This window comes from Rhizobium centroccidentale (genome assembly GCF_030182565.1).
Classification (GTDB): Bacteria; Pseudomonadota; Alphaproteobacteria; order Rhizobiales; family Rhizobiaceae; genus Rhizobium.
The window spans coordinates 62,199-82,494 of the sequence record NZ_JAQJCG010000025.1 but is presented as its reverse complement, the minus strand read 5'-3'; the positions used below and the strand labels follow the sequence as shown (position 1 = coordinate 82,494).

Sequence of the window (20,296 nt, the reverse complement as noted above, 5' to 3'; positions counted from 1 at the left end):
CCTATCCGGCGACGGCTCATTACAAACCTCTATCTCTCGATAAAGGCATTGAATCATCAATGTTTCCATACGTCTACAAATATCCGCGCACAGGTCTCTCACTCTTCGCAGCAGCTACCTGCCTCGCTTTCTGTACGTTATGACCGGCTGCGCCCGAATTTCGGAACGGATTTTCAGCACGGCGCACGACCGAAGCATGCACGCCCTCATGCAACATCTATAACAGCCAATCTCGGGAAATATTTTCTCCATACTTCACTTAGTTTGGCAAACCTGCAATCGCCGGGAGCGCCGTTACCAGATATTGTCGATCAAGGTACTAGACTTTCGGGATTCGACGGACATAAACTTGATAGATGAACGCGCGACAGAAAAACAAAGCGATCATAGCCTTGATCTCAACCGGAACTGCCACGTCGATGCAGACGGCTCTCCCTTGGATATGGAGCTGATGAATGCTGTATGATCCAAACATGTCCCGATCGCGCTGGCCGCTGCCGTTTCGCCGGCAGTCATGGGAGACATTGGTTGGTCTGGTCTCCGTAATCCTGCTGGTCGGGATCATATGTGCAAACCTGCCGAGCACGTGGACCACGGAGCGAAACGTATCGGTGGCTTCTTCGAGCCGCGCCGAACATTGACGGTTTGAGATCGTTTCGCCGTTGAGGCGAGGCGATGGGAAGCTTTCGTTGGATTAGCTTCCTGTATCCGTCTGCATCCGGTGGCCGGTTTTGACGACTGCGAACGCGAGAGCTGCATTAAGGCAAACCAACCCCTTGTTTCATCACCGGAATCAGCCCTGAGCGCGGTGACTTCTCCATATTTTCGATCTGGGCCGTTTTGCGTAAGGCTTTGGTCCAACGCATCGTGCGACCCTCGCCCAAATGTCACTCGACTGAAGCCCAAGGAAAGGAACCGACTGCACCGAAGCTCTGTTTTACCGACAGCTCCGTCAATGACGGACGAAGAGAAGGTGAAAGGAGATTCTGATGAAAACGAAAGTACTTAGTGTTGCGGCACTCGCGCTTGGCCTGACCGCCGGATGTGCCTTTGCCCAATCGTCGACCGTCACCGGCGCTGCAGGTGGTGCGGTTACCGGAGCCGTTGTCGGTGGTCCGGTCGGGGCCGCCGTGGGCGGCGTGGCTGGCGCCATTGTCGGTACCGCCATCGATCCGCCGCCTCAGAAGGTGGTCACCTATGTCCGCGAACAGCCCTTGCCTGAAGAGGGCACGGTTGTGCAGGAGAGAGTGATCGTCGGCAAGCCGCTGCCGGATACGGTCGTTGTTCGCACAGTTCCGCAGAATCCGCGATATGCCTATGCGGTCGTTAACCACGAACGCGTGATCGTTGAGCCTTCCTCACGCAAGGTTATCCAGATTCTGAAGTAGCAACCATCGTGGGGAGCGGCAAGCCGCTCTCCACCCCTCCCCTGTACGCCATGGCCGTATCCATTCCATTCGAAACGAGAAGGCGGTCGGTCGGCAACACTCCCCAAAGCTTCGAGATTTTTGCAATGGCTTCCGCAGGCAGTTGTCGTACCCTATTGCGCATCATATTCTATGCTTGGTCGCCTACGCAGCAAATTGCCTATCGCCGGATCGAGCAGCGTCTGGGGCGGAAGGCCCGACCCGGCGATAGAGCCGGTGGGCGGACCGGCTGGGGAAAGGCGTGCATCGACGCCAAACTCGTGAACCCAAAACCTGTGAACGATGATCGCAGAAACCTCGTATCGCATAAGCGCCCGGGGGGATCGGCTTATTCACCTCAAGGCAATGCTAGTTCAGTGAATTCAATTGACAGTCGCCGCATCGGTCTCGGATGGCGCTGCGATTTCGGATCTCTTTTCCAAAGCATCGCGGACTTCGGCGATTTTTCCCGTATTTGTTCCAACACCAAGAATGCTCTTTGCTTCGGTAAGCGTCTGGTCCGTCACCGGCTTGTTCGACAGCTGCGCCAGCGCCGAACGCAGGGCGTTGTCGCTAAGGGCCGGATCCGTCGGCACGGCCGTCGTTCCATATTGCATTTCGAATTCCGCATATGCCTTCACATAGGCGGAGAGCGCCGCCATCTTGGGATCTTTCGAGTTCAAGTAGGCATGATAGTCTCTCCTGAGCGAACTAAGCCTGCCCTCGCCGGGCTTCGAGACGTGCGTCTTCGAGCTTGCACTATGGGCTCTGGAGTGTTTGTCCGCATGATGCCCCAGCAATGAAGATGAAGTCCCCTGTGCTGTCGCCGCATTCGTTGAAGTGCTGTTTGCATCGTCGCTTCCGGACTTTTCATGACCGGAGTTTCCTTCACCATGACCGCCGCCATTCCCATTGCCATTGCCGCCGCCGTTTCCGCCCTTGGCGAATGCCGCCTGCGTGAAGCCAATAGCTGCCCCTCCCATAGGAGCGAGGGCAAGCACCAGGCCGAGGCTTGTTGCACCGATAATGGAACGGACTTTCATGCGCACTTCCTTCGTAACATGCCCGGCACCTGTGGCAGCGGCCATATCCAGCAAATCATGCGCACTAGAATATTGCCGAAATCCCAGCTTTCTATCCCGGTCCGACCTATGCCTTGAGGGTTAGGACCATGGTCTGATTGATCCAATTCTATGGTCGCTTAAATTGCACACGCCAGACGGCAATACCCCGCTCGGGACAACGCGGCAGGTGTCGACGCCCCAACGGTTGACACTCCATCCTGCTGGGATAGCTATAGAGGGTTGGGAGATCCGTGCCGATTATGCCAGTGCCGCGAGCGAACCATAAATACAAACTCTCTCCAGCAAGTCTTATCGAACGCTGGAATTCCCAATCTTTGGCCAGACAGTTCCTGCTTGCCGGCGGCCTCGTCGCGCTCTGTGCGATGCTTGTTGTCGGCTCTTTCGTTGCCGGCCTCATCGAAAATGCAGTGACGCGCAATTCCGCGGCAACGACGGCCCTCTATGTGGATAGCGTCATCGCCCCGCTTCTGCCGGATATGCAAACCACCCAGGTTCTCGATGATACAGTCACCCGCGCTCTTGACGAAACACTCGGGCAAGGCGCGCTTGGCACACGGCTGTTTTCGTTCCGATTGTGGCGTAACGACGGGACGATCCTCTATTCCAACAACAAGGATCTTTCAGGAAAGCGGTTTCCGCTGTCAGATAGTTTGAAGACGGCTTTTTCAGGCCGAATGGTCGCCAAATTCAACCAGATCGACGATGTGGAAAGCGTCGCCGAACGCAATAGCGGCAAACCGCTGCTGGAAATCTACAATCCCGTACTGCAGCCCTGGTCGGGCAAAGTCGTCGCCGTCTCCGAATTCTACGAGATTGCCAACGATTTCGAATGGAGCCTTACTCAGGCCCGCCTGCTGAGCTGGCTTGTCGTTGCCTTGTTCACTCTGACATTCTTCGCTCTTCTGTCGATCATCGTCCTGCGTGGCAGCCGAACCATCGACAATCAACGCAAGGCACTCAACGGCCGCATCGGCGAACTGTCGACGCTTCTTCAACAGAATGAGGCGTTGCGAGCCCGCGTTCAACGCGCGACCCAGCGTGCGGCCGCGCTAAACGAGAGCTATTTGCGCCGTATCGGCGCCGATCTGCATGACGGCCCCGCCCAATTGGTCGCCTATGCTTCCTTGCGGCTGGACAGCCAGACCCTCATCAGCCCCACCGCCTCGCCAGAGGAGCGCGAGGCGTCGCTGCAGACAATCAAATCCAGCCTTGACGACGCCATGACCGAAATCAGGAGCGTCTGCAGCGGCCTGATGCTCCCTCATATTGAGACGGACAATTTGACCGATCTTTTGAAACGGGCAATTCGAGCCCACGAGCAGCGCACCGGCGTCACCGTCGCGCTGAGGGTCGGGACAACGCCGACAGACCTTTCGACCTCCGCAAAAATATGTGTCTATCGCTTTGTGCAGGAAGCCTTGAACAACGGCTATCGCCACGCCGGCGGAATCGGGCAAAAGGTTGCGCAGACCTTCAAAGACGGCCAGGTCGTGATCGAGGTTGCCGATGAGGGACCGGGATTTGATCCGAAAGAGGTCAGCCCGCAAAAGCTTGGCCTTGCCGGTCTCAGGGATAGGGTCGAAAGTCTCGGCGGTATTTTTCAACTTTTGTCGTCGAACCAGGGAACCATCGTTCGCATGTCCCTGAACATCGAGGAAATGGAGCAGGCATGACAGCTGCAATCAGTTTGGCGGTCGTAGACGACCACCCTCTCTTCAGGGAGGGCGTTATCCGCAGCCTGACCGAAATGGATGGGTTCAGCATCGTCGGTGAGGGCAGCAGCAAGGAGGATGCCCTGCGCATAGCAGCGGAACACCGACCGGACATCCTGCTTCTCGACATTTCCATGCCGGGAGGAGGGCTGGATGCCATTTCTCTCATCCTCGAGCAGATACCCGATCAGAAGATCGTGATGCTGACCGTCTCCGAGGCAAGCGACGATGTTATGGCGGCGCTCAAGAGCGGTGCGAAAGGCTATGTTCTCAAAGGCGTTGGATCACGGACGCTCGCCGATATCCTTCGCAGCATTGCTGCGGGTGACAGCTACGTCGCGCCGACATTATCGGCGCGTCTGATCTCGGACAACGGATCTCCTGCCCAGATCAATCCCTTCAGTGCATTGACGGATCGCGAGCGAGAGGTCCTCGAGCTGGCTTCTGCCGGATTGAGCAACAAACATATCGGGCTGAAGCTTGATCTGCATGAAAAGACCATCAAGCATCACATGACCCAGATCTTCGCCAAGCTGGAAGTGAGCAACAGAACGGAAGCTGCTATGGCGTTCCGGGATGAACTCGAAAGGCGGCGTCAGTGAAGCAATGATTTGAGCCGCTGCTCGTCGGCAAGCGTCGCATTGCGATTGACGATGGTGCGGCCCTTTGAATCCTTCATCACATAACGTCCGCTCTGTATATTTTCGCTCATGCCATCCTTGTGTTGAACGGTAATCGATCCGTCGCCATCATCGGAGGATTGGTCGGAATCGACCTGGCTTTGAGTAGCGCTCTTGGTTGCGGATGATCGGCCATTGGCATTGCCGTTTCCGTTGCTACCATTACCATTACTATTCCCGTTCCCGTTCCCGTTTCCGTTGTTACCGTTGCCGTTCCCGCCTCCATTGCCATTGTTGCCACCGCCGTTTCCATTGCCATTACCTCCCCCGTTACCGTTTCCGCCCCCATTGCCGTTTCCGCCGCCGTTGCCATTACCCCCTTTGGCCTCCACTATTTGCTGCGCAAATATCGCGGAAGCGCCGTGAATTTTGATGGTGTAGGGGAGTGCTGTGCTGACCATGGTCAACAACAGGCATGGCAAAGCAGCAATGAGCTTTCGACGCAATGACACCTACGGCCTCCTGAGGCTCCGGTTGGCTTCGGCGACGAATGGTCGTCGCTCCCTGGCCCGAAAGCGCCGCCATTTATCGCCGACTGGCAAATATCTCTGATCCCGTATCAAATCGCTGCAACACCGCGAAGGGTCAAGTCTTATCGAACGAAGAGACCTGTGGTTGGACTTCAGCAATCGAAGCCAAGACCTTCCGCCGAGATATCGTCAGACCAACGTCCAAGAAGGAGCTGGACCGAAGCCCAATTGCATGATTGCGTTATTGAAAACGACTTCGTCTGGTCGATATGACTGCGGACACGCTGGCGCCTTGGCCATGCAAAATGCCATGATTGGGAACCCAATAGTGTCTCTGAAAAAATTGGCACTCAATATATCGATGCCCGCGCAATCGATCCGAAAAGGGGGCACTGCGATGACCCAACACTGGAGGATATTTCTAGCCCGTTCCGCGCCGCCGGGGGCGATATTGGATTTCTCAGCAGCCGAGTTCGCTCTCGAGGTCGCGGTCAATTTGCGATATTGCCTGACCCTCGTCCGACCAACGCCGGAATGCATCGATTTGGCTGACCTTGTTTTACTGCGTGCCAGAAACTACGGCGAGGCCAGAATGGGGCACAACCCACAGCTATTCGCAGAGGCCGAAGATGCTCTTGCCAAGGCAACAAGGCTGCTCGAGATCGAACTCGAATATTGCGCAAAACAGAACATGAAAGGCAGCTGCGAACGAGCCGCCTGAAATCTTCGCCATAGCATTCGCGAATGATAAAAACGAAAAACCTTGGCCATCAGTTGCGTTCCGGGCCGCCTGTGACGAGCGCTTACGCGAACTTGCCGGCTGGTATGATCTACCATTGACATGTCAAGAGGAAGTGCCAGCCGGTCGGGAAATCGGCTGCTCGCCACTGCCTCTTGCGGCGGCGCATGCCTCAGGGGTATGCGCTCGAAAAGAAAGCTTAGTTGCCGCGGGCGCCACTGACGGCGTAAGGGATATGCGAGCGGGCGATGCCGAGATCACGAAGAACATGATCGTCGAGGGCGGAAAGTTCGCGTATCGCTCTGCGCTGTTCGCTAAAGCGCTTAATCTTCTCAAATACTCTCATTTTTACGGTCTCCTTTGCTGACGCACAGGAGATAGGCATTTATCCGCCTAAATAAAACGCACATGCCTGCACGATAGCCATGCCGCTTTTGCACGGCTCATGCCGTTAGATTGGCGGGATGAACACATACTGGTTCTTACCATCGCCCTTCCGCGACCGTTACGGCCCCGATGAAGTGCGCCTAGCTGCTGAACCATCGTCTCTATCGTACGGTCTATGCATCCTGCCATTTGGAAAACGTTGCAGCCTGTCCGCGCAAATTGCCGTCTGGGTCCACGAGCTGCCAGACGATGCCGGCCTCGATCCAGAAACGCCGACCGGATTTCGCAATCCTCAGGCCGCGATAGTCGGAGATGAAACCGTTGCGCGTCACCGCGTCCAGCAGCCGCTGACGCTCTGCCCGATTGGGAAGCTCGGCCGAAAGCCGCGAGGGCAGCGTTATGAACTCGTCCCACGGATATTCGAAACAATTCTGCGCAGCCTTGTTGGCGTAGACGAAACGCGGATCGGCATCCGTATTATGGGCAAGGACCACGAAAGGCGCATCGCGATAGAGCCAATCCGGTCCCGCGCCCTCAACGATCAAGGACGAGCCGACAATGCGTTGAAAACTGCCGGTCAGAAGTTCGAAAAAGGCTTGGTCAACCGATAAATCGACGGCATTGCTTTCAGGCCTATCAGTCATCTCTTCCCTTCCTACCGTTCTGGGCATCGGCGCGAGCGATACCTATCAAATTGCGCAGGAGATCAAAAGCAGGGCAAGCGGGAAGACGCGAGTATCCATCATCAACCATACCGCGAAGCCAAGGTCTCCGGGGTAAGCGCGAGCAAGTTACTGACGGCGTGTTCAAGGACGAGATTACCTCGACGGAGCCCCGGCAGCTCCAAACACCGACCAAATTACGACCGCTCACCGATTGACAACCGACGTTCGATCTCGTCGATGACAGAAATCAGATCGGCAACCGTATCAATGATATAATGCGCCCCGAGGATCATCGTCGCCAAAAGACCCGGAGCGCATCAATTTTTAATTGGGATCATATCCGCATGCGGCGAGGTAATTTCGCGCATTCGCTTGGTTGGAAGGCTGTGATGGAAGCTTGAGGCGATGTACTAGTCGTCTTTGTTCCGGGTTTGCCGCACTTCTTCCACGATCGGGTCGGTGCTATCGTTGCGCTCCCCTCTCTCCTTTCTACGGCGGCTTGCATCCGCCAATTGCCATAGGACAATACCGGCAGCTCCGAGGCTGCCGATAATGGCCACAATGACTTCGAAATTCCAAATCATTGCCCTCCCCATTTATTTTGGCGCATCCGCGCGTCGTGATTGGCTGTGCAACACAGGTTATCAAGCGATCCCGGCTTCAGCTCGCCTTCATCAGCCCATACTTCTCTCTGCGAAAGTGCGGTAGCGGTCATTCCAAAACGCCACCATGTGGGCGGCGGCGAGAAGACCCACCGTACCAACCATCTGCGCAACTGGCCCTGCGGCGCCGATCTCTCGACACAGGAACTGAAAAACAGAAAGCAACGGATAGTGTACGATGTAGAGTGGATAAGAGATGTCACCGAGCCAACGCGATAACGCGCGCAATTTCTCTGGCACTTCGAGCGCGATGGACCAGACAAGCAACATCGGCAGGGTCAGCAGCGCAACGTCCGTGTCAACTCGCGAGTGATAGAAAATCACCATAAGCCAGAGAGGCGGCAATAAAGCGAGCCACGTCCGCCAACAGGGCCTGACACCAAGTCGCGCCAGCAACACCCCGAAGGGAAAGGCAAAGCCAAGCCGTGCGATGCCGATATGGATGGTGTCCCAGGTGCTGCCTACGTTCAAATCGTCGCCCCACGACAGCAACGTGATGCCCGAAACCACCGTCACTATCAGCAATATCGGCGCCGTCAGATAACGTCGAAACGCAGCATAAAGAAAGTAAGCGGTGAATTCGAGAAAGAGCGTCCAGCACGGAACATTTACAGGGAAATAGTCCCCGGCGACGGGTGCCGGCAGAACCGCCAGATTGAGCGGAACGACCCAGGCTGGCGGGCTGTCGATACCCGCAAACACCTTGGCCGCTATCACGAACGCACCGAGGAGAATGCCGACGAGGAAAACCGGATAGAGCCGCCTCAGTCGAGCGGCAAAGAAACCCGGCGTTGTCATGCCGGCTATGAACCTTGGACCATAGACAGTTTCGGTGACAAAGCCGGACAAAGCGAAAAAGAAATCCACCGCCAGATAACCAAACGGTGCGACGTGCCAGATCAATCCCATATGAAAATGCACAACAGCGATCGCAGCAAGACCGCGTATCGCGTCCAGCGAATAGTAGCGCATTTTGGAAAACCTCTCCAAATTTTCCGCAGCTATTTTTCTTACGAGGCAAGCGTCTTTCGATAAGACGCAACCAGAAAGTCCGCGTTTGGCTCAATCGAGCCAACCCGCGCGCGTCTACTCCGGTACAAGACAGTCAGACTTCATTGAGGATGAAATTGCGTTTAATGGCGCATCGTTGTTGACGATGCCACGACCATAAAATGATCTCGAGAGGAGCAATAGATCGTTTAAAGCGCCCTCCGCTCGCTCGCTCCGCCTCCTTCGAGTGAGCGGGAGAATAATATAACGTCGATGTTTTGCCAATATAATAAGTACGATTTTAATCTAAATGCTTCTTTTCGTACACAGCACTAGGTTTATTCGCCGATAAATTTAAATATAGATCAAAAAAATCGATTTATTCAATTATTAGTTAGGTCGCACATTTATTTCTCTCCTTACGAGAAGCCATAGATGGCTACGCAATTTGGAGATTCCTTACCTGTATAAATGACTTCTACTTAAATTCACGAAAGCCCATCTCATGTTGGTACACGAATAATCAGGGGAGCCGCTTTTTCTCATCCGGCGAGCTGCGGAGGCAGGGAGTTGTTTGAACTTGACAAAGCAGCAGGCGGGATGGCTGCCATACTCTTCGTCTCCGGCCTGCTGAACTGCAGGATTCAGGCAGCGCTTGCTGACCGCCGCGATCGTCATCCGCTGCCCCGAGGTCACCAATGCTCTACTGAAATCATCGCTCAAACCGTGTGGTTCCGTCTCCGTTTCCCTCTTAGCCTGTGGATACCGGGGGACAGGTTGACCGCCTCAGTGATCATTGTCTCGCATCAGGCGATCAGACTTTAGATAGAGAAATTTAGCGCGGATCTTAATTAGCGGCATACATCGTCGCCTATTCTCTCCAGATACTGACCGAGGCGGACATCATACGCGCTGTGTTTCCTCCGCAAAGGGCTATGCTTCCATTCGTCCGATGTCCCCTCTTCACCATTTCTTTTGGCTTAGGGGCTGACGGCGCGTCGACAGAAATCGGTAACGGCTGCCACCAGCCTCCGCCGATCGACCTCCGATCCATCGGTCAGACAGTCATCGACGGCGCTGTGCATGGAATTGAACAGCATGACAGCCGTGAGCCTGGCATCGACGAAGGCGAACGCGCCAGCGGCGTGACCTTGGACAAGGAAGGATGTGAGGCGACTGACAAGAGGATTGGCACGTTTCATGTCCCGCTTCGTCGGCTGAAACTGATGAAATACTAGATCGTGAAGCGCGACCTCGTCGAGATAGCCGAGAACGCAGGCCTCCATCACAGCATCGAGCCGCCGCACCCAACTGTCAGAAGCGGACGCTCTCGCGACGGCATCGATCCTTTCGCAAAAGAGCTCGACGAACCGCGTTTGCAGGGCTTTAAGGACATCGTCCTTGGTCTGAAAATAAAGGTAGAAAGTACCCTTGGCGACGTCTGCGGCATCGACGATCTCCGCAACACTGGTCGCGGCAAACCCCTTCTCCAGAAACAGTCGCTGCGCCGCATCCATCAATTCCTCACGGCGAATTTCCGGCGGCTTGGTGCGCGGACGCGGACGATCTGTAACGGTCACGGGTTCTCCTCGTTGTTCATAGGCTGTCGATGATGATACCCGCTGGCGAGAGAGTGGATGCGCACAACCATCTCACCGCAAGCGAGCCCTTTTCAAAGACTTCTAACGGCATATCGAGCGGAAGACGAGCAAGACTTCGCCGAGCGTCATCGACCGTCGATGCGGGCGCGACGACCGCAACCCCGAGAAGGAGCCGGCGAAGCGTCTCGCGAACAAGATCCAGCCGCTGCGCCAGCATGGGCAGCACAGCCACATCTCTTTGAAACGCGAATCCGCAAGCTGCGACCAGGAGGAGAGCAAAAGGCTGTTCGCGTCTCAGCCAGCACTCGATCATATCGAGGCCTGCGCGCACGCCGTCGACATCAAGCGGCGTTTCCGCGACCAGTATCGCGAGCGGCCAATGCGTCTCATCACCCTCAGGCAATATCGACATATGCTCGCTCATGACAGCCCGCGCAAAGCTGCCAGACCTCGCAGCGCCGCTCCGACGTCCAGTGGTCTTCCTTGCGTTGCCGAAAGGGAGGCAAGCCACATCGCCGCCTCATTGACATCATCGAACATCTGCACGGGAATTCCGAACAGCTTTTCGGCATTTATGCGGCTCATCTCGTCGAGAGCGTCGGACGGTACAACGGTTGCCATACCAATGACGAACTGCCTGATCCGCTCGCCATTGGCCTGAACCCAAACCTTTGCATCCTTTGCACCGCCCTCGGGCCGCCTGAGCGCCTCGGCATCGGTGAAGAAACGCAATGCCGAAAAGGATTCGCCGCGATCTAGCCAGGCGTTCCAGTCCGAAAAGAAGACGAGCTGCTCATCGAGCGACATCGCGTCGCGAGCGGCTGAAAGCACGAGCGGCCACTGGCTGAGATCGTGACGGATCATGACTGGACACCTCTCAATGTGACACGTCGGAAGCAGACGTCGCTCAGCATGGAGCCTCCCAAATTCTCAATGCGGACGGCCATTCGCATGCCCTCTAAAACTCGAAAGTTACAGCCCATACATATGACTGACCGTCGGTCATTTGTAAAGGAAGAATATTCTTGGAGCCTGATATGGAGCTTGCACTCTGCCCGGCCTTAAAGCCGGCATGATCGCGCCACATGTGAATTCGCCAGACGTAGCGGAGGTTTCGATTGCCCGCCAGATCGGTCATCTATTTGGATGCGGATTTCGCCCGACATGCCAGCATCGGCATGGTCTCGAAGGAAGCAGCGGGCGCATAGCGGAACGCTATATGGCGCGTATGGACACATGGCGAAGAGGTTGGACCTGTATCTTCCGCGTGTATCCAAAGATACGTCAACACAACCCTCATATGATTGGCAGCGGCTATGTTTTCGACAATTTTAAGAGTCCAATCACGCCCTCGAAAAGTTGGCTTCTGAATAGCTGAGGGTGCGGCCGGAGCGCCAGGATGACCTTCAAACTTTGAAAGACATCTCATACGCGCTGCGCATGGCCCAAGCACCGCTTTCACTTCGGCTTCAATGGTGAGACTATGTTGACAGGATCACGCCAATCTCATTGCTTGTCCGAGATAGCTCAGGCAAATGATATCGATGAATTGCGCCAGTTCTTATTCAAGTTCTGTTCTTTATATGGCCTGGCAAACGCCGCCTTTCATGTGACGCAAATCGCCGCACTGCCGCAGCAAAACCCGCTCCTCCTGCTGACCTACCCGCCGGAATGGGTAGACACATATATAGCGCACGATTATTTCTCCATCGACCCCGTTGTTCAAGCTGGACGCAACGGATTTCTGCCCTTCGACTGGTCGACCCTCGATCTGAAGTCGCCGCAAAGCATCTCCTTTTTCCGCGAAGCCGAAGCCTTTGATGTCGGGCGCTACGGCTTGACGCTGGTCGTTCGAGGGCCTCACGGCGAGCGATCGCTTTTTACAGTGACCTCGAATCTGAAGAGCGGCGACTGGGAGCATTTGCGAAACAGCATAATAGGCGATCTCCAGGTCATCGCCTATTATCTGCATGAGCAGTCATTGATCGTGTCCGGCCTGCGAGAGCAAAGCATCGGACGCAGGCTTTCGAAGCGGGAGACCGAGTGCCTCGAACTGCTGGCGCACGGCCTGCTTCCGAAGCAGATCACATCCATCCTTGGAATTTCCGAAAGCGCCGTGCGCCTGTATCTCAGCTCCGGCCGCCGCAAACTTCATGTCAGCACCACAAATCAGGCCATTGCGAAAGCAATCTCGCTCGAGCTCATCAAAAGCTGAACTGAATATTGCCCGGCGACGAAGATGCAAATTGCAAGGTAGGGGTCCTGTCATCCTTGCCTCGCATGGTCCTCAGCCGCTGCTCAAGCCGCTGATCGGACTCCTCGTTCACCTCCCAGAGGCCGACATAGAGGTTGCCGATCTCCGGCCGCGAGCGGGCAAGCGGCGTCGGCGACCATCCGATCTTTCGGTAAACCCCGATCATCGATGCATCATAGACGCCCATGATGTGCTCTATGCCCGATTTCAAGCTCAGGCGGCAAAGACCGGAAAGCAGCTCGACGGCGGCGGTCTGCGACGACGGATGTCCGGCCTGGAGCGGAGGATGCACGCAAAACCGGGTGCACTCCCAGATCGAAGGGCTGCAGATATCGAGATCCTCGTTGAAAAAATGCTGGAACTCGCTCGAAAGCATCGTCTCGCTCGTTGTCGGCAACAGCCGCAGCGAGCCGGTAAGCTCATCGTCCTCTTCCTTCACGGCCAGGTAGATGGGGTCGTGCTCGTCGTCGAAGCGGTCGATCTCCAAACCACCTTCAACGTTGACATCCCAACCCATTCGATCACGGAAGACGAGCGCGCGGGCGTGGAACATCTGGGTGAAATACGAGGACGCCGTATTGCGGTCTCGTCGTGTCAGTATCTGTAGCATCAGTCTCTCCAAATTTTGCCTTAACAAAACACCTTGGAGCCAGGCTTCAATATATCGATTCCGCCAGATTGCGCGGCCGCGGGCACCCTTTAAAATCGAAGGGCACCGGAGTAAGGCAGAGAGTCAACCGCTCCCGCGGCCTCTCTTGTCGGCATGCAGGGTCGGCATGTAGGGGCTTGCGGACATTCGGCGCGCTAACGCCTTTCAAGCAATCGGAAGCTGCCATCTTCCGCCGCCTACGCAGGCCTCGCATGGCGGTTCGGCCACACAAATCCTTCGCTGATCTCTTCCGGATCAAGATAGGACGACGACGGCGATTGCGCCTTCATGCGTGACGGTAACGGCCATGTTCTTCCTCCCAATCATTGCATTTATAATTGACTGACCGGTCGGTTTATGCAAGGGTTTTGCGGTCGCCATCGGAAGGGCGGCGGGGAGGAAACATGTCCGAATCCGACACCATTCTGTCGGCGCTTGCCGATGGTGTCTTGAGCCTCACGCTCAATCGACCCGACAAACTCAATTCCTTCAACGAGGAAATGCATCTTGCGCTGCGTGCCGGCTTCGAGCGTGCACATCAGGATGGGGATGTTCGCGCGGTTCTCCTGACAGGAGCCGGCCGTGGCTTCTCGGCCGGCCAGGATCTCGGCGACCGCGATCCGCGCAAAGGCGCTCCGGATCTCGGTCATACCATCGAGACTTTCTACAATCCCCTGCTGCGCCTCATTCGCAGCCTGGAAAAGCCAGTGATCTGCGCGGTCAATGGCGTTGCTGCCGGCGCCGGCGCCAATATCGCATTCGCCTGCGATATCACGCTCGCCGCCCGTTCCGCCCGCTTCATCCAGGCCTTCGCAAAAATCGGCCTCGTGCCGGATTCCGGCGGCACCTGGAACCTGCCGCGGCTGATCGGCGAAGCCCGCGCCAAGGCACTCGCGCTGACGGCCGAGCCTCTGGATGCAGAAACGGCAGCCAGTTGGGGCCTGATCTGGCGTGTGGTAGACGATGACAAGCTGATGGATGAGGCTAAGGCGCTTGCCATCAGGCTCGCTTCCGGCCCAACAAAAGGCCTCGGCCTGACGAAGCGCGCCATCCAGGCGGCAGCGACAAATTCGCTCGACGATCAGCTCGATCTTGAGCGCGACCTTCAGCGCGAAGCCGGTCGCAGCGCCGACTATGCCGAAGGCGTCACGGCTTTCCTCGAAAAGCGCAAGCCGGAGTTCAAGGGCAGATGAGCACGACCACCCCCCTTTCCCCACAGGCACTCGCCGAAGCCTGCGCAAGCGCCATGTGGGATGAGGACAATGCCAGCCGCCGTCTCGGCATGGAGCTGCTCGCAGTGGCACCGGGTGAGGCTACGCTCTCGATGGCGATCACCGAGGCGATGACGAATGGTCACGGCACCTGTCATGGCGGCTACATCTTCACGCTTGCCGACTCGGCATTCGCCTTCGCTTGCAATAGCTACGACCAGCGCACCGTCGCCCAGCACTGTTCGGTGACCTACATCGCGCCAGCCTTCAAGGGCGACCTGCTGACGGCGACGGCGCGGGAGGTGTCGCGCCGCGGTCGCGGCGGCATTTACGACATTGCGATCACCAATCAGGAGGGCGAGCAGATCGCGGAATTCCGCGGCCACTCGCGAACGGTCAAGGGCACGCTTCTGCCGGAATAGGATGCATGCCGGCAACGTCTAGCATTTCCAGCAAAGGTGCGCAGCGGCTTCCCGGCCGGAATGCGAAAAGAAACAAGAGGATAAGCATTTCTGGAGGAGACATTCATGGAAAACCTTTCCCCGCGAGCCGGCGAGCTGGAGGCGATCGAGATTGCCTCGCGCGACGAGATTTCCGCGCTGCAGCTCAAGCGCATGAAGTGGTCGCTCACTCATGCCTATGAGAATTCGCCCTTCTATAACAAACGCTTCGATGAAGCCGGCGTGCATCCCTCCGATCTGAAGACCCTGTCCGATCTCGCCAAATTCCCCTTCACCACGAAAAAGGATCTTCGCGACACCTATCCTTTCGGCATGTTCTCGGTGCCGCGCGAAAAGCTTGCCCGTATCCACGCTTCCTCCGGCACGACGGGCAAGCCGACCGTCGTCGGCTATACCGCCAAGGACGTCGATACCTGGGCGAGCGTCGTCGCCCGTTCGATCCGCGCAGCCGGCGGCCGCGCCGGCGATCTGGTGCATATTGCCTATGGCTATGGTCTCTTCACCGGTGGCCTTGGCGCACATTACGGCGCGGAAAGGCTCGGCTGTACGGTAGTTCCCGTCTCCGGCGGCATGACGGAACGGCAGGTCACCCTGATCCAGGATTTCAAGCCGCGCATCATTATGGTCACCCCCTCCTATATGCTGTCGATCCTCGACGAATTCCGCCGCCAGGGCCTCGACCCCAGAGAAAGCTCGCTTGCCGTCGGCATCTTCGGCGCCGAACCATGGACAAATGCCATGCGCGACGAAATCGAGCACGCCTTCGACATGCACGCCGTAGACATCTATGGCCTCTCTGAGGTCATAGGTCCTGGCGTTGCCAGCGAATGCATCGAGAGCAAGGACGGGCTGCATATTTGGGAAGACCATTTCTATCCGGAGATCATCGATCCCGTCACCGGCACGATCTTGCCGGATGGCGAACTCGGCGAGCTGGTATTCACGACGCTGACCAAGGAAGGGCTGCCGATCATCCGCTACCGCACGCGCGACCTGACACGGCTGCTGCCCGGCACGGCACGCTCAATGCGCCGCATGGAAAAGGTAACGGGACGCTGTGACGACATGATGATCCTGCGTGGGGTCAATGTCTTTCCGACACAGATCGAGGAGCAGATCCTCAAATGCCGCGGGCTTACGCCGCACTTCCAGATCGAGCTCACGCGCTCCGGTCGCATGGACGACATGACTGTTCATGTCGAATGCACGCTGGAGGCGGCAGACGAAGCCGCGCGCGGTCTTTCGGCAAAGGAACTCACCCATCACATCAAGAGCGTGGTCGGTGTCTCGACGAAGATCACCGTGCATCCGCCGGGCGGCGTTGTCCGCTCGGAGGGCAAGGCAAAGCGTGTGGTCGACAATCGCCCGAGAGAGTGATTGCTGTCGTACCGGATAGCCTGACAAGGATTTGATCGTGTATAGGAAGCTTCGACCATCGGGCATGGGTAACGTCAATCGGCAATGAGCAGAGCAGGATCACATGGCACGCACGCGCGCAGTTGATTTCGAGGAAAAGCAGCGTGGCATCCTGGCAAGCGCTGCGGCGGTCTTTGCCGAGGTCGGCATGGAGAAAGCCTCCATGTCGATGATCGCCTCGCACAGCAATGTCTCGAAGGCCCTGCTCTATCATTACTATCCCGGCAAAGATGCGCTGATATTCGACATCGTGCAAACGCATCTGACGGAGCTGGAAGACGCGATCGAAGCAGCCGATCGCACCGATATAACGCCACAGGAACGGCTGCGCTTGCTCGTGAAAGCCGTGCTAAAGAACTATGAAGGCGCCGATAACGAACATCAGGTTCAACTTAACGGCACGCATGCGCTCTCGCCGGAACAGCTTTCGGAACTGCGGACGATCGAGCGACGCATCGTCAAGCGCTTCTCCAGTGTAATCCAGGATCTCAACCCGGATCTCAACAAGGACAAGCCATTGCTGATGCCGGTCACCATGTCGCTCTTCGGCATGATGAACTGGGTCTATATGTGGTTCCGTCCCAACGGCCCGATCACCCGCGACGAATATGCCGATATCGCCACCACCCTCATCCTGGAAGGGGTCAAGGCCGTCCGTTGATGTCACGCGTCAGTCGTCGCGCCTCATCCGTTCGAGAATAAGCGGATCATATTCCGGCGCGCGGATGCGGCGGCGATCCGGCTCAGGTGCCGTCAGCGGCTCGACGGCCACCAGCTTCTCTTTCGCCTCCAGTGCCAGGCGCTGATAGATGGCGGTCCCCTGGCGCTTCCAGGCGATCTCTTCCGGCGTCAACTCGCGAACCACGCGAGCCGGCGCGCCCACGGCAAGACTGTTTGCTGGGATTTCGGCACCGGCCTTGACGAAAGCCATGGCGGCGACGATCGCATTCTCGCCGATAACGGCTTCATCCATGATGACGGCATTCATGCCGACCATGGCATTGGCGCCGATGCGGCAGCCATGCAGCACCGCGCCATGGCCGATATGCCCAGCCTCGCCGATCACGACTTCCAGGTTCGGGAAGCTGTGCACGACGCAGGTCTCCTGCACGTTCGAGCCACGCTCGAGCACGATACGCCCAAAATCGCCGCGCAGCACGGCTCCTGGCCCGACATAGCAAGCGGGGCCAATGATAACGTCTCCGATGACGGTCGCGGCCGGATGCACGAAGGCTAGGGCATCGATGACCGGGATCACGCCGTCATAGGAATAGATCTGCGCCATTCAATCGGCTCCCAAACCTTCCACATCGCGACCGGTTTCGGCCACCGCCTCCATCCGTTGCGCGAACTCGCGACGCAAGGTGCGGCGAAGCTGGGCGGCCTTGTGCCGGCGGATATCAACCGGCGTGACCGGAACAAGCTCGGGCACGCGGACCGGTCGGCCGGCTTCATCGACAGCGACCATGGTGAAATAACAGGAATTGGTGTGGCGGCGATCGCCGGAGCGGATATTCTCCGCCTCCACCCGGATGCCGACTTCCATGGAGGTACGGCCCGTATCATTGATCGAGGCGCGAAAGGTGACGAGTTCGCCGACATTGATCGGCTCCTTGAACAGCACCTGATCGACCGACAGCGTCACGGCATATTGCTTGGAATAGCGCGAGGCACAGGAGAAGGCGACGCGATCGAGCAGGTTCAAAAGGGCGCCGCCATGCACCTTGCCGCTGAAATTCGCCATGTCAGGCGTCATCAGCACAGTCATTTCCAGGCGATGCGGATCTTGCTCGGTCGTCGTCATGCGCTCACTCTCTCCTTTTCGCCACCATCGTCAGAACGTCATATTGCGCGACGACGGCATCCAGCTGGTTCGTTACCTTGCAATCCCAGCGCACCTCGCCGTGCTCGGCATTGATGCGGGGATTGATCTCCTTGCAGGTCAACTGCACCTGGAGCGTATCACCCGGATTGACCGGTGTCAGGAAGCGGAGATTGTCGACCCCATAATTTGCAAGAACCGGGCCGGGAGCCGGATCGACGAAGAGGCCGGCGGCGAAAGAGACGATAAGATAGCCGTGCGCCACACGTCCCTCGAAGAACGGATTGGCCTTGGCCGCCTCCTGATCCATATGGGCATAGAAGGTATCGCCGGTGAAATGGGCGAAGTGCTCGATATCGTCAAGCGTGACCGTGCGCTTGCCGGTGACGAGCTGATCACCGATCTTGAGCTCGGCCAGCGATTTGCGGAACGGATGCTCGCTGTCGGCGTGGGCGTCCGCCCCATCCATCCAGCGTCCCGTCACGGCCGAAAGCAGACGTGGAGTGCCCTGCACGGCAGTGCGCTGCATGTAATGCTTGACGCCGCGGATACCGCCGAGCTCCTCGCCGCCGCCTGCGCGGCCGGGACCGCCGTGAACGAGGCCCGGCAGCGGTGAGCCGTGCCCCGTGGAGCTCTTGGCACTCAAGCGGTTGCCGATCATCACACGACCGTGGAATGGTGCGAGACCGAGAACGACATCCTCGGCGAAATGAGGATCGTTGGTGAAGACGGAGGCAACGAGGCTGCCCTTGCCGCGCCGTGCCAGATCGACCGCCTCTTCCGCCGTATCATAGGGCATGACTGTGCTGACGGGGCCGAAAGCCTCGACATCGTGAATGGCACGCGCAGAGCCCGGCTTATCGCAATAGAGCAGGACCGGATTGAGGAAGGCGCCGGCGCTGGCATCGCCGGACATGACATGCGGATTGTCGGGATCGCCGACGACGATCTCGGCCTCGGTGGCGAGATTCCGAATGCGAGCGCGGACTTCCTCACGCTGGCCGAGGCTTGCAAGCGGCCCCATGCGAACCGTCTCATCGGCCGGATTACCGATCGCCATCTTGCCGAGACGATCGTTCAAGGTAGCAATCAGCGCCTCGCTATAGGCACGGGGCGCAATAACGCGGCGGATGGCTGTGCACTTCTGCCCGGCCTTGACCGTCATCTCGCGCGCGACCTCCTTCACGAAGAGGTCGAACTCTTCCGTGCCGGGAGCCGCATCGAGCCCGAGGACCGCTGCATTGAGGCTATCGGCCTCCATGGTGAAGCGCACGGAATTTTCGATGATCGCCTTGTGCGTCTTGAGACGCTGGCCGGTTGCGGCGGAGCCGGTGAAGGTCACCACATCCTGACCTTCAACATGATCAAGGAGATCGCCGACCGAGCCGCAGACGAGCTGCAGCGCACCTTCCGGCAGCAGGCCGGTTTCGATGATGCGGCGAACCATGAGTTCGGTGAGGTAGGCCGTCTGGCTTGCCGGCTTGACGATGGCGGGAACGCCGGCAAGCAAGGTCGGGGCGACTTTTTCCAGCATGCCCCAGCAGGGGAAGTTGAAAGCATTGATGTGAATGGCGACGCCCTGCAGCGGGCTTAGGATATGCTGTGCGGAAAAGCTCTGGTCCTTGGAGAGCTGCTCCACATCGCCATCGAGCAGCACGCGCGCGTTCGGCAACTCGCGCCGGCCTTTAGAGGCATAGGACAACAGGGTGCCGATGCCACCCTCGATATCGACCCAGCTATCCGCACGCGTGGCACCTGTCGCCGTCGAGCGCGCGTAGAATTCTTCCTTCCTCTCGAGCAGCGCCTGCCCAAGCGCCTTCAGCATTGCGGCACGCTCATGGAAGGACATGCCCCGCAGCGCCGGGCCGCCCTTGTCGCGGCCATAGGCCAGGATCTGCTTGAAATCGATACCGGAGGAATCGATGAAAGCGACCGGCACGCCGGTCGATGCATCGAGCAGCGGCACGCCTTCCTTGGCGCCGGCGACCCAGGTGCCTCCGACATAGCTTTCAAGCCGACGTGGCTGGTTTGCCATGATGTTCATCCGAATTTCCTTCCTTCATCTTTCCGGCGATCCGAGCGGAAA

23 protein-coding genes are annotated in these 20,296 nt (G+C 57.6%); 10 read left to right on the top strand and 13 right to left on the bottom strand.

The genetic code is table 11. The features are described 5' to 3' along the window. A partial coding sequence (locus tag PH562_RS25835) for a hypothetical protein (protein ID WP_285176576.1) occupies window positions 1-360 on the top strand: 360 nt, incomplete at its 5' end. Window positions 361-989: 629 nt separating this feature from the next. After that, complete coding sequence (locus tag PH562_RS25830) at window positions 990-1,388, top strand: DUF1236 domain-containing protein (protein ID WP_113228568.1); 399 nt, start codon at window positions 990-992, stop codon at window positions 1,386-1,388. 401 nt (window positions 1,389-1,789) lie between these two features. Here PH562_RS25830 and PH562_RS25825 read toward each other — a convergent pair whose 3' ends face one another. Next, on the bottom strand, window positions 1,790-2,449 hold the full coding sequence (locus PH562_RS25825) for a hypothetical protein (protein ID WP_285176575.1): 660 nt from the start codon (window positions 2,447-2,449) through the stop codon (window positions 1,790-1,792). Window positions 2,450-2,730: 281 nt separating this feature from the next. On the opposite strand from PH562_RS25825, the gene PH562_RS25820 reads away from it, so the two are divergent. Both PH562_RS25820 and PH562_RS25815 read left to right on the top strand, forming a co-directional pair. Next, complete coding sequence (locus PH562_RS25820) at window positions 2,731-4,164, top strand: sensor histidine kinase (protein WP_285176574.1); 1,434 nt, start codon at window positions 2,731-2,733, stop codon at window positions 4,162-4,164. Next, on the top strand, window positions 4,161-4,805 hold the full coding sequence (locus PH562_RS25815) for a response regulator (RefSeq protein WP_113228565.1): 645 nt from the start codon (window positions 4,161-4,163) through the stop codon (window positions 4,803-4,805). Before PH562_RS25820 ends, PH562_RS25815 begins: the two co-directional genes overlap by 4 nt. On the opposite strand, the gene PH562_RS25810 is transcribed toward PH562_RS25815, so the two are convergent. Beyond that, entirely contained in the window at window positions 4,799-5,335 is a 537-nt protein-coding gene (locus PH562_RS25810; protein WP_285176573.1) for a hypothetical protein, read from the bottom strand. The two genes, PH562_RS25815 and PH562_RS25810, sit on opposite strands and share 7 nt — an antisense overlap. A 346-nt stretch (window positions 5,336-5,681) precedes the next feature. On the opposite strand from PH562_RS25810, the gene PH562_RS25805 reads away from it, so the two are divergent. Beyond that, complete coding sequence (locus PH562_RS25805; RefSeq protein ID WP_285176572.1) at window positions 5,682-6,074, top strand: hypothetical protein; 393 nt, start codon at window positions 5,682-5,684, stop codon at window positions 6,072-6,074. Window positions 6,075-6,291: 217 nt separating this feature from the next. On the opposite strand, the gene PH562_RS25800 is transcribed toward PH562_RS25805, so the two are convergent. From PH562_RS25800 to PH562_RS25770, 7 genes are all read right to left on the bottom strand, one after another. Next, window positions 6,292-6,438: a DUF1127 domain-containing protein gene (locus tag PH562_RS25800; RefSeq protein ID WP_083258017.1), complete on the bottom strand. Its 147-nt coding sequence runs from the start codon at window positions 6,436-6,438 to the stop codon at window positions 6,292-6,294. Window positions 6,439-6,652: 214 nt separating this feature from the next. Beyond that, the gene (locus tag PH562_RS25795) at window positions 6,653-7,123 is read right to left on the bottom strand and encodes an MEKHLA domain-containing protein (RefSeq protein WP_285176571.1); all 471 of its coding nucleotides are present in this window, start codon (window positions 7,121-7,123) and stop codon (window positions 6,653-6,655) included. A 431-nt stretch (window positions 7,124-7,554) separates the two neighbouring features. Further along, window positions 7,555-7,728, bottom strand: coding sequence for a hypothetical protein (locus tag PH562_RS25790; RefSeq protein ID WP_285176570.1), 174 nt, complete (start codon window positions 7,726-7,728; stop codon window positions 7,555-7,557). A gap of 90 nt (window positions 7,729-7,818) precedes the next feature. Continuing rightward, a complete protein-coding gene (locus PH562_RS25785; RefSeq protein ID WP_285176569.1) occupies window positions 7,819-8,778 on the bottom strand; it encodes an acyltransferase family protein in 960 nt (319 codons plus the stop codon). A 998-nt stretch (window positions 8,779-9,776) separates the two neighbouring features. Beyond that, entirely contained in the window at window positions 9,777-10,376 is a 600-nt protein-coding gene (locus tag PH562_RS25780; RefSeq protein ID WP_285176568.1) for a TetR/AcrR family transcriptional regulator, read from the bottom strand. A gap of 16 nt (window positions 10,377-10,392) precedes the next feature. Beyond that, window positions 10,393-10,809, bottom strand: a complete 417-nt coding sequence (locus PH562_RS25775) for a hypothetical protein (protein ID WP_285176567.1) — start codon at window positions 10,807-10,809, stop codon at window positions 10,393-10,395. Between the two features lie 8 nt (window positions 10,810-10,817). Next, on the bottom strand, window positions 10,818-11,261 hold the full coding sequence (locus tag PH562_RS25770; RefSeq protein WP_285176566.1) for a hypothetical protein: 444 nt from the start codon (window positions 11,259-11,261) through the stop codon (window positions 10,818-10,820). 619 nt (window positions 11,262-11,880) lie between these two features. On the opposite strand from PH562_RS25770, the gene PH562_RS25765 reads away from it, so the two are divergent. Beyond that, on the top strand, window positions 11,881-12,612 hold the full coding sequence (locus tag PH562_RS25765) for a helix-turn-helix transcriptional regulator (protein ID WP_285176565.1): 732 nt from the start codon (window positions 11,881-11,883) through the stop codon (window positions 12,610-12,612). On the opposite strand, the gene PH562_RS25760 is transcribed toward PH562_RS25765, so the two are convergent. Further along, entirely contained in the window at window positions 12,602-13,261 is a 660-nt protein-coding gene (locus PH562_RS25760; protein WP_285176564.1) for an acyl-homoserine-lactone synthase, read from the bottom strand. The genes PH562_RS25765 and PH562_RS25760 overlap by 11 nt on opposite strands. A 443-nt stretch (window positions 13,262-13,704) precedes the next feature. Between PH562_RS25760 and paaG the strand changes: the two genes are divergently transcribed. From paaG to PH562_RS25740, 4 genes are all read left to right on the top strand, one after another. Further along, complete coding sequence (gene paaG, locus PH562_RS25755) at window positions 13,705-14,493, top strand: 2-(1,2-epoxy-1,2-dihydrophenyl)acetyl-CoA isomerase PaaG (RefSeq protein ID WP_285176563.1); 789 nt, start codon at window positions 13,705-13,707, stop codon at window positions 14,491-14,493. Beyond that, complete coding sequence (gene paaI, locus PH562_RS25750) at window positions 14,490-14,933, top strand: hydroxyphenylacetyl-CoA thioesterase PaaI (protein ID WP_285176562.1); 444 nt, start codon at window positions 14,490-14,492, stop codon at window positions 14,931-14,933. Before paaG ends, paaI begins: the two co-directional genes overlap by 4 nt. 105 nt (window positions 14,934-15,038) lie before the next feature. Then, window positions 15,039-16,349 (top strand): phenylacetate--CoA ligase PaaK, encoded by a 1,311-nt coding sequence (gene paaK / locus PH562_RS25745; protein WP_285176561.1) that lies wholly within the window; start codon window positions 15,039-15,041, stop codon window positions 16,347-16,349. 103 nt (window positions 16,350-16,452) lie between these two features. Beyond that, window positions 16,453-17,049, top strand: coding sequence for a TetR/AcrR family transcriptional regulator (locus tag PH562_RS25740; RefSeq protein ID WP_285176560.1), 597 nt, complete (start codon window positions 16,453-16,455; stop codon window positions 17,047-17,049). Between the two features lie 9 nt (window positions 17,050-17,058). On the opposite strand, the gene PH562_RS25735 is transcribed toward PH562_RS25740, so the two are convergent. From PH562_RS25735 to paaZ, 3 genes are read right to left on the bottom strand one after another with little or no spacing between them, the layout of a single operon-like run. Then, window positions 17,059-17,673 carry a phenylacetic acid degradation protein PaaY gene (locus PH562_RS25735; RefSeq protein ID WP_285176559.1) on the bottom strand — a complete coding sequence of 205 codons (615 nt, stop codon included), beginning with the start codon at window positions 17,671-17,673 and terminating at the stop codon, window positions 17,059-17,061. Then, window positions 17,674-18,192 (bottom strand): acyl-CoA thioesterase, encoded by a 519-nt coding sequence (locus PH562_RS25730; protein ID WP_015342513.1) that lies wholly within the window; start codon window positions 18,190-18,192, stop codon window positions 17,674-17,676. Between the two features lie 4 nt (window positions 18,193-18,196). Further along, the gene (paaZ, locus tag PH562_RS25725) at window positions 18,197-20,254 is read right to left on the bottom strand and encodes a phenylacetic acid degradation bifunctional protein PaaZ (protein WP_285176558.1); all 2,058 of its coding nucleotides are present in this window, start codon (window positions 20,252-20,254) and stop codon (window positions 18,197-18,199) included. Window positions 20,255-20,296: the final 42 nt, after the last annotated feature.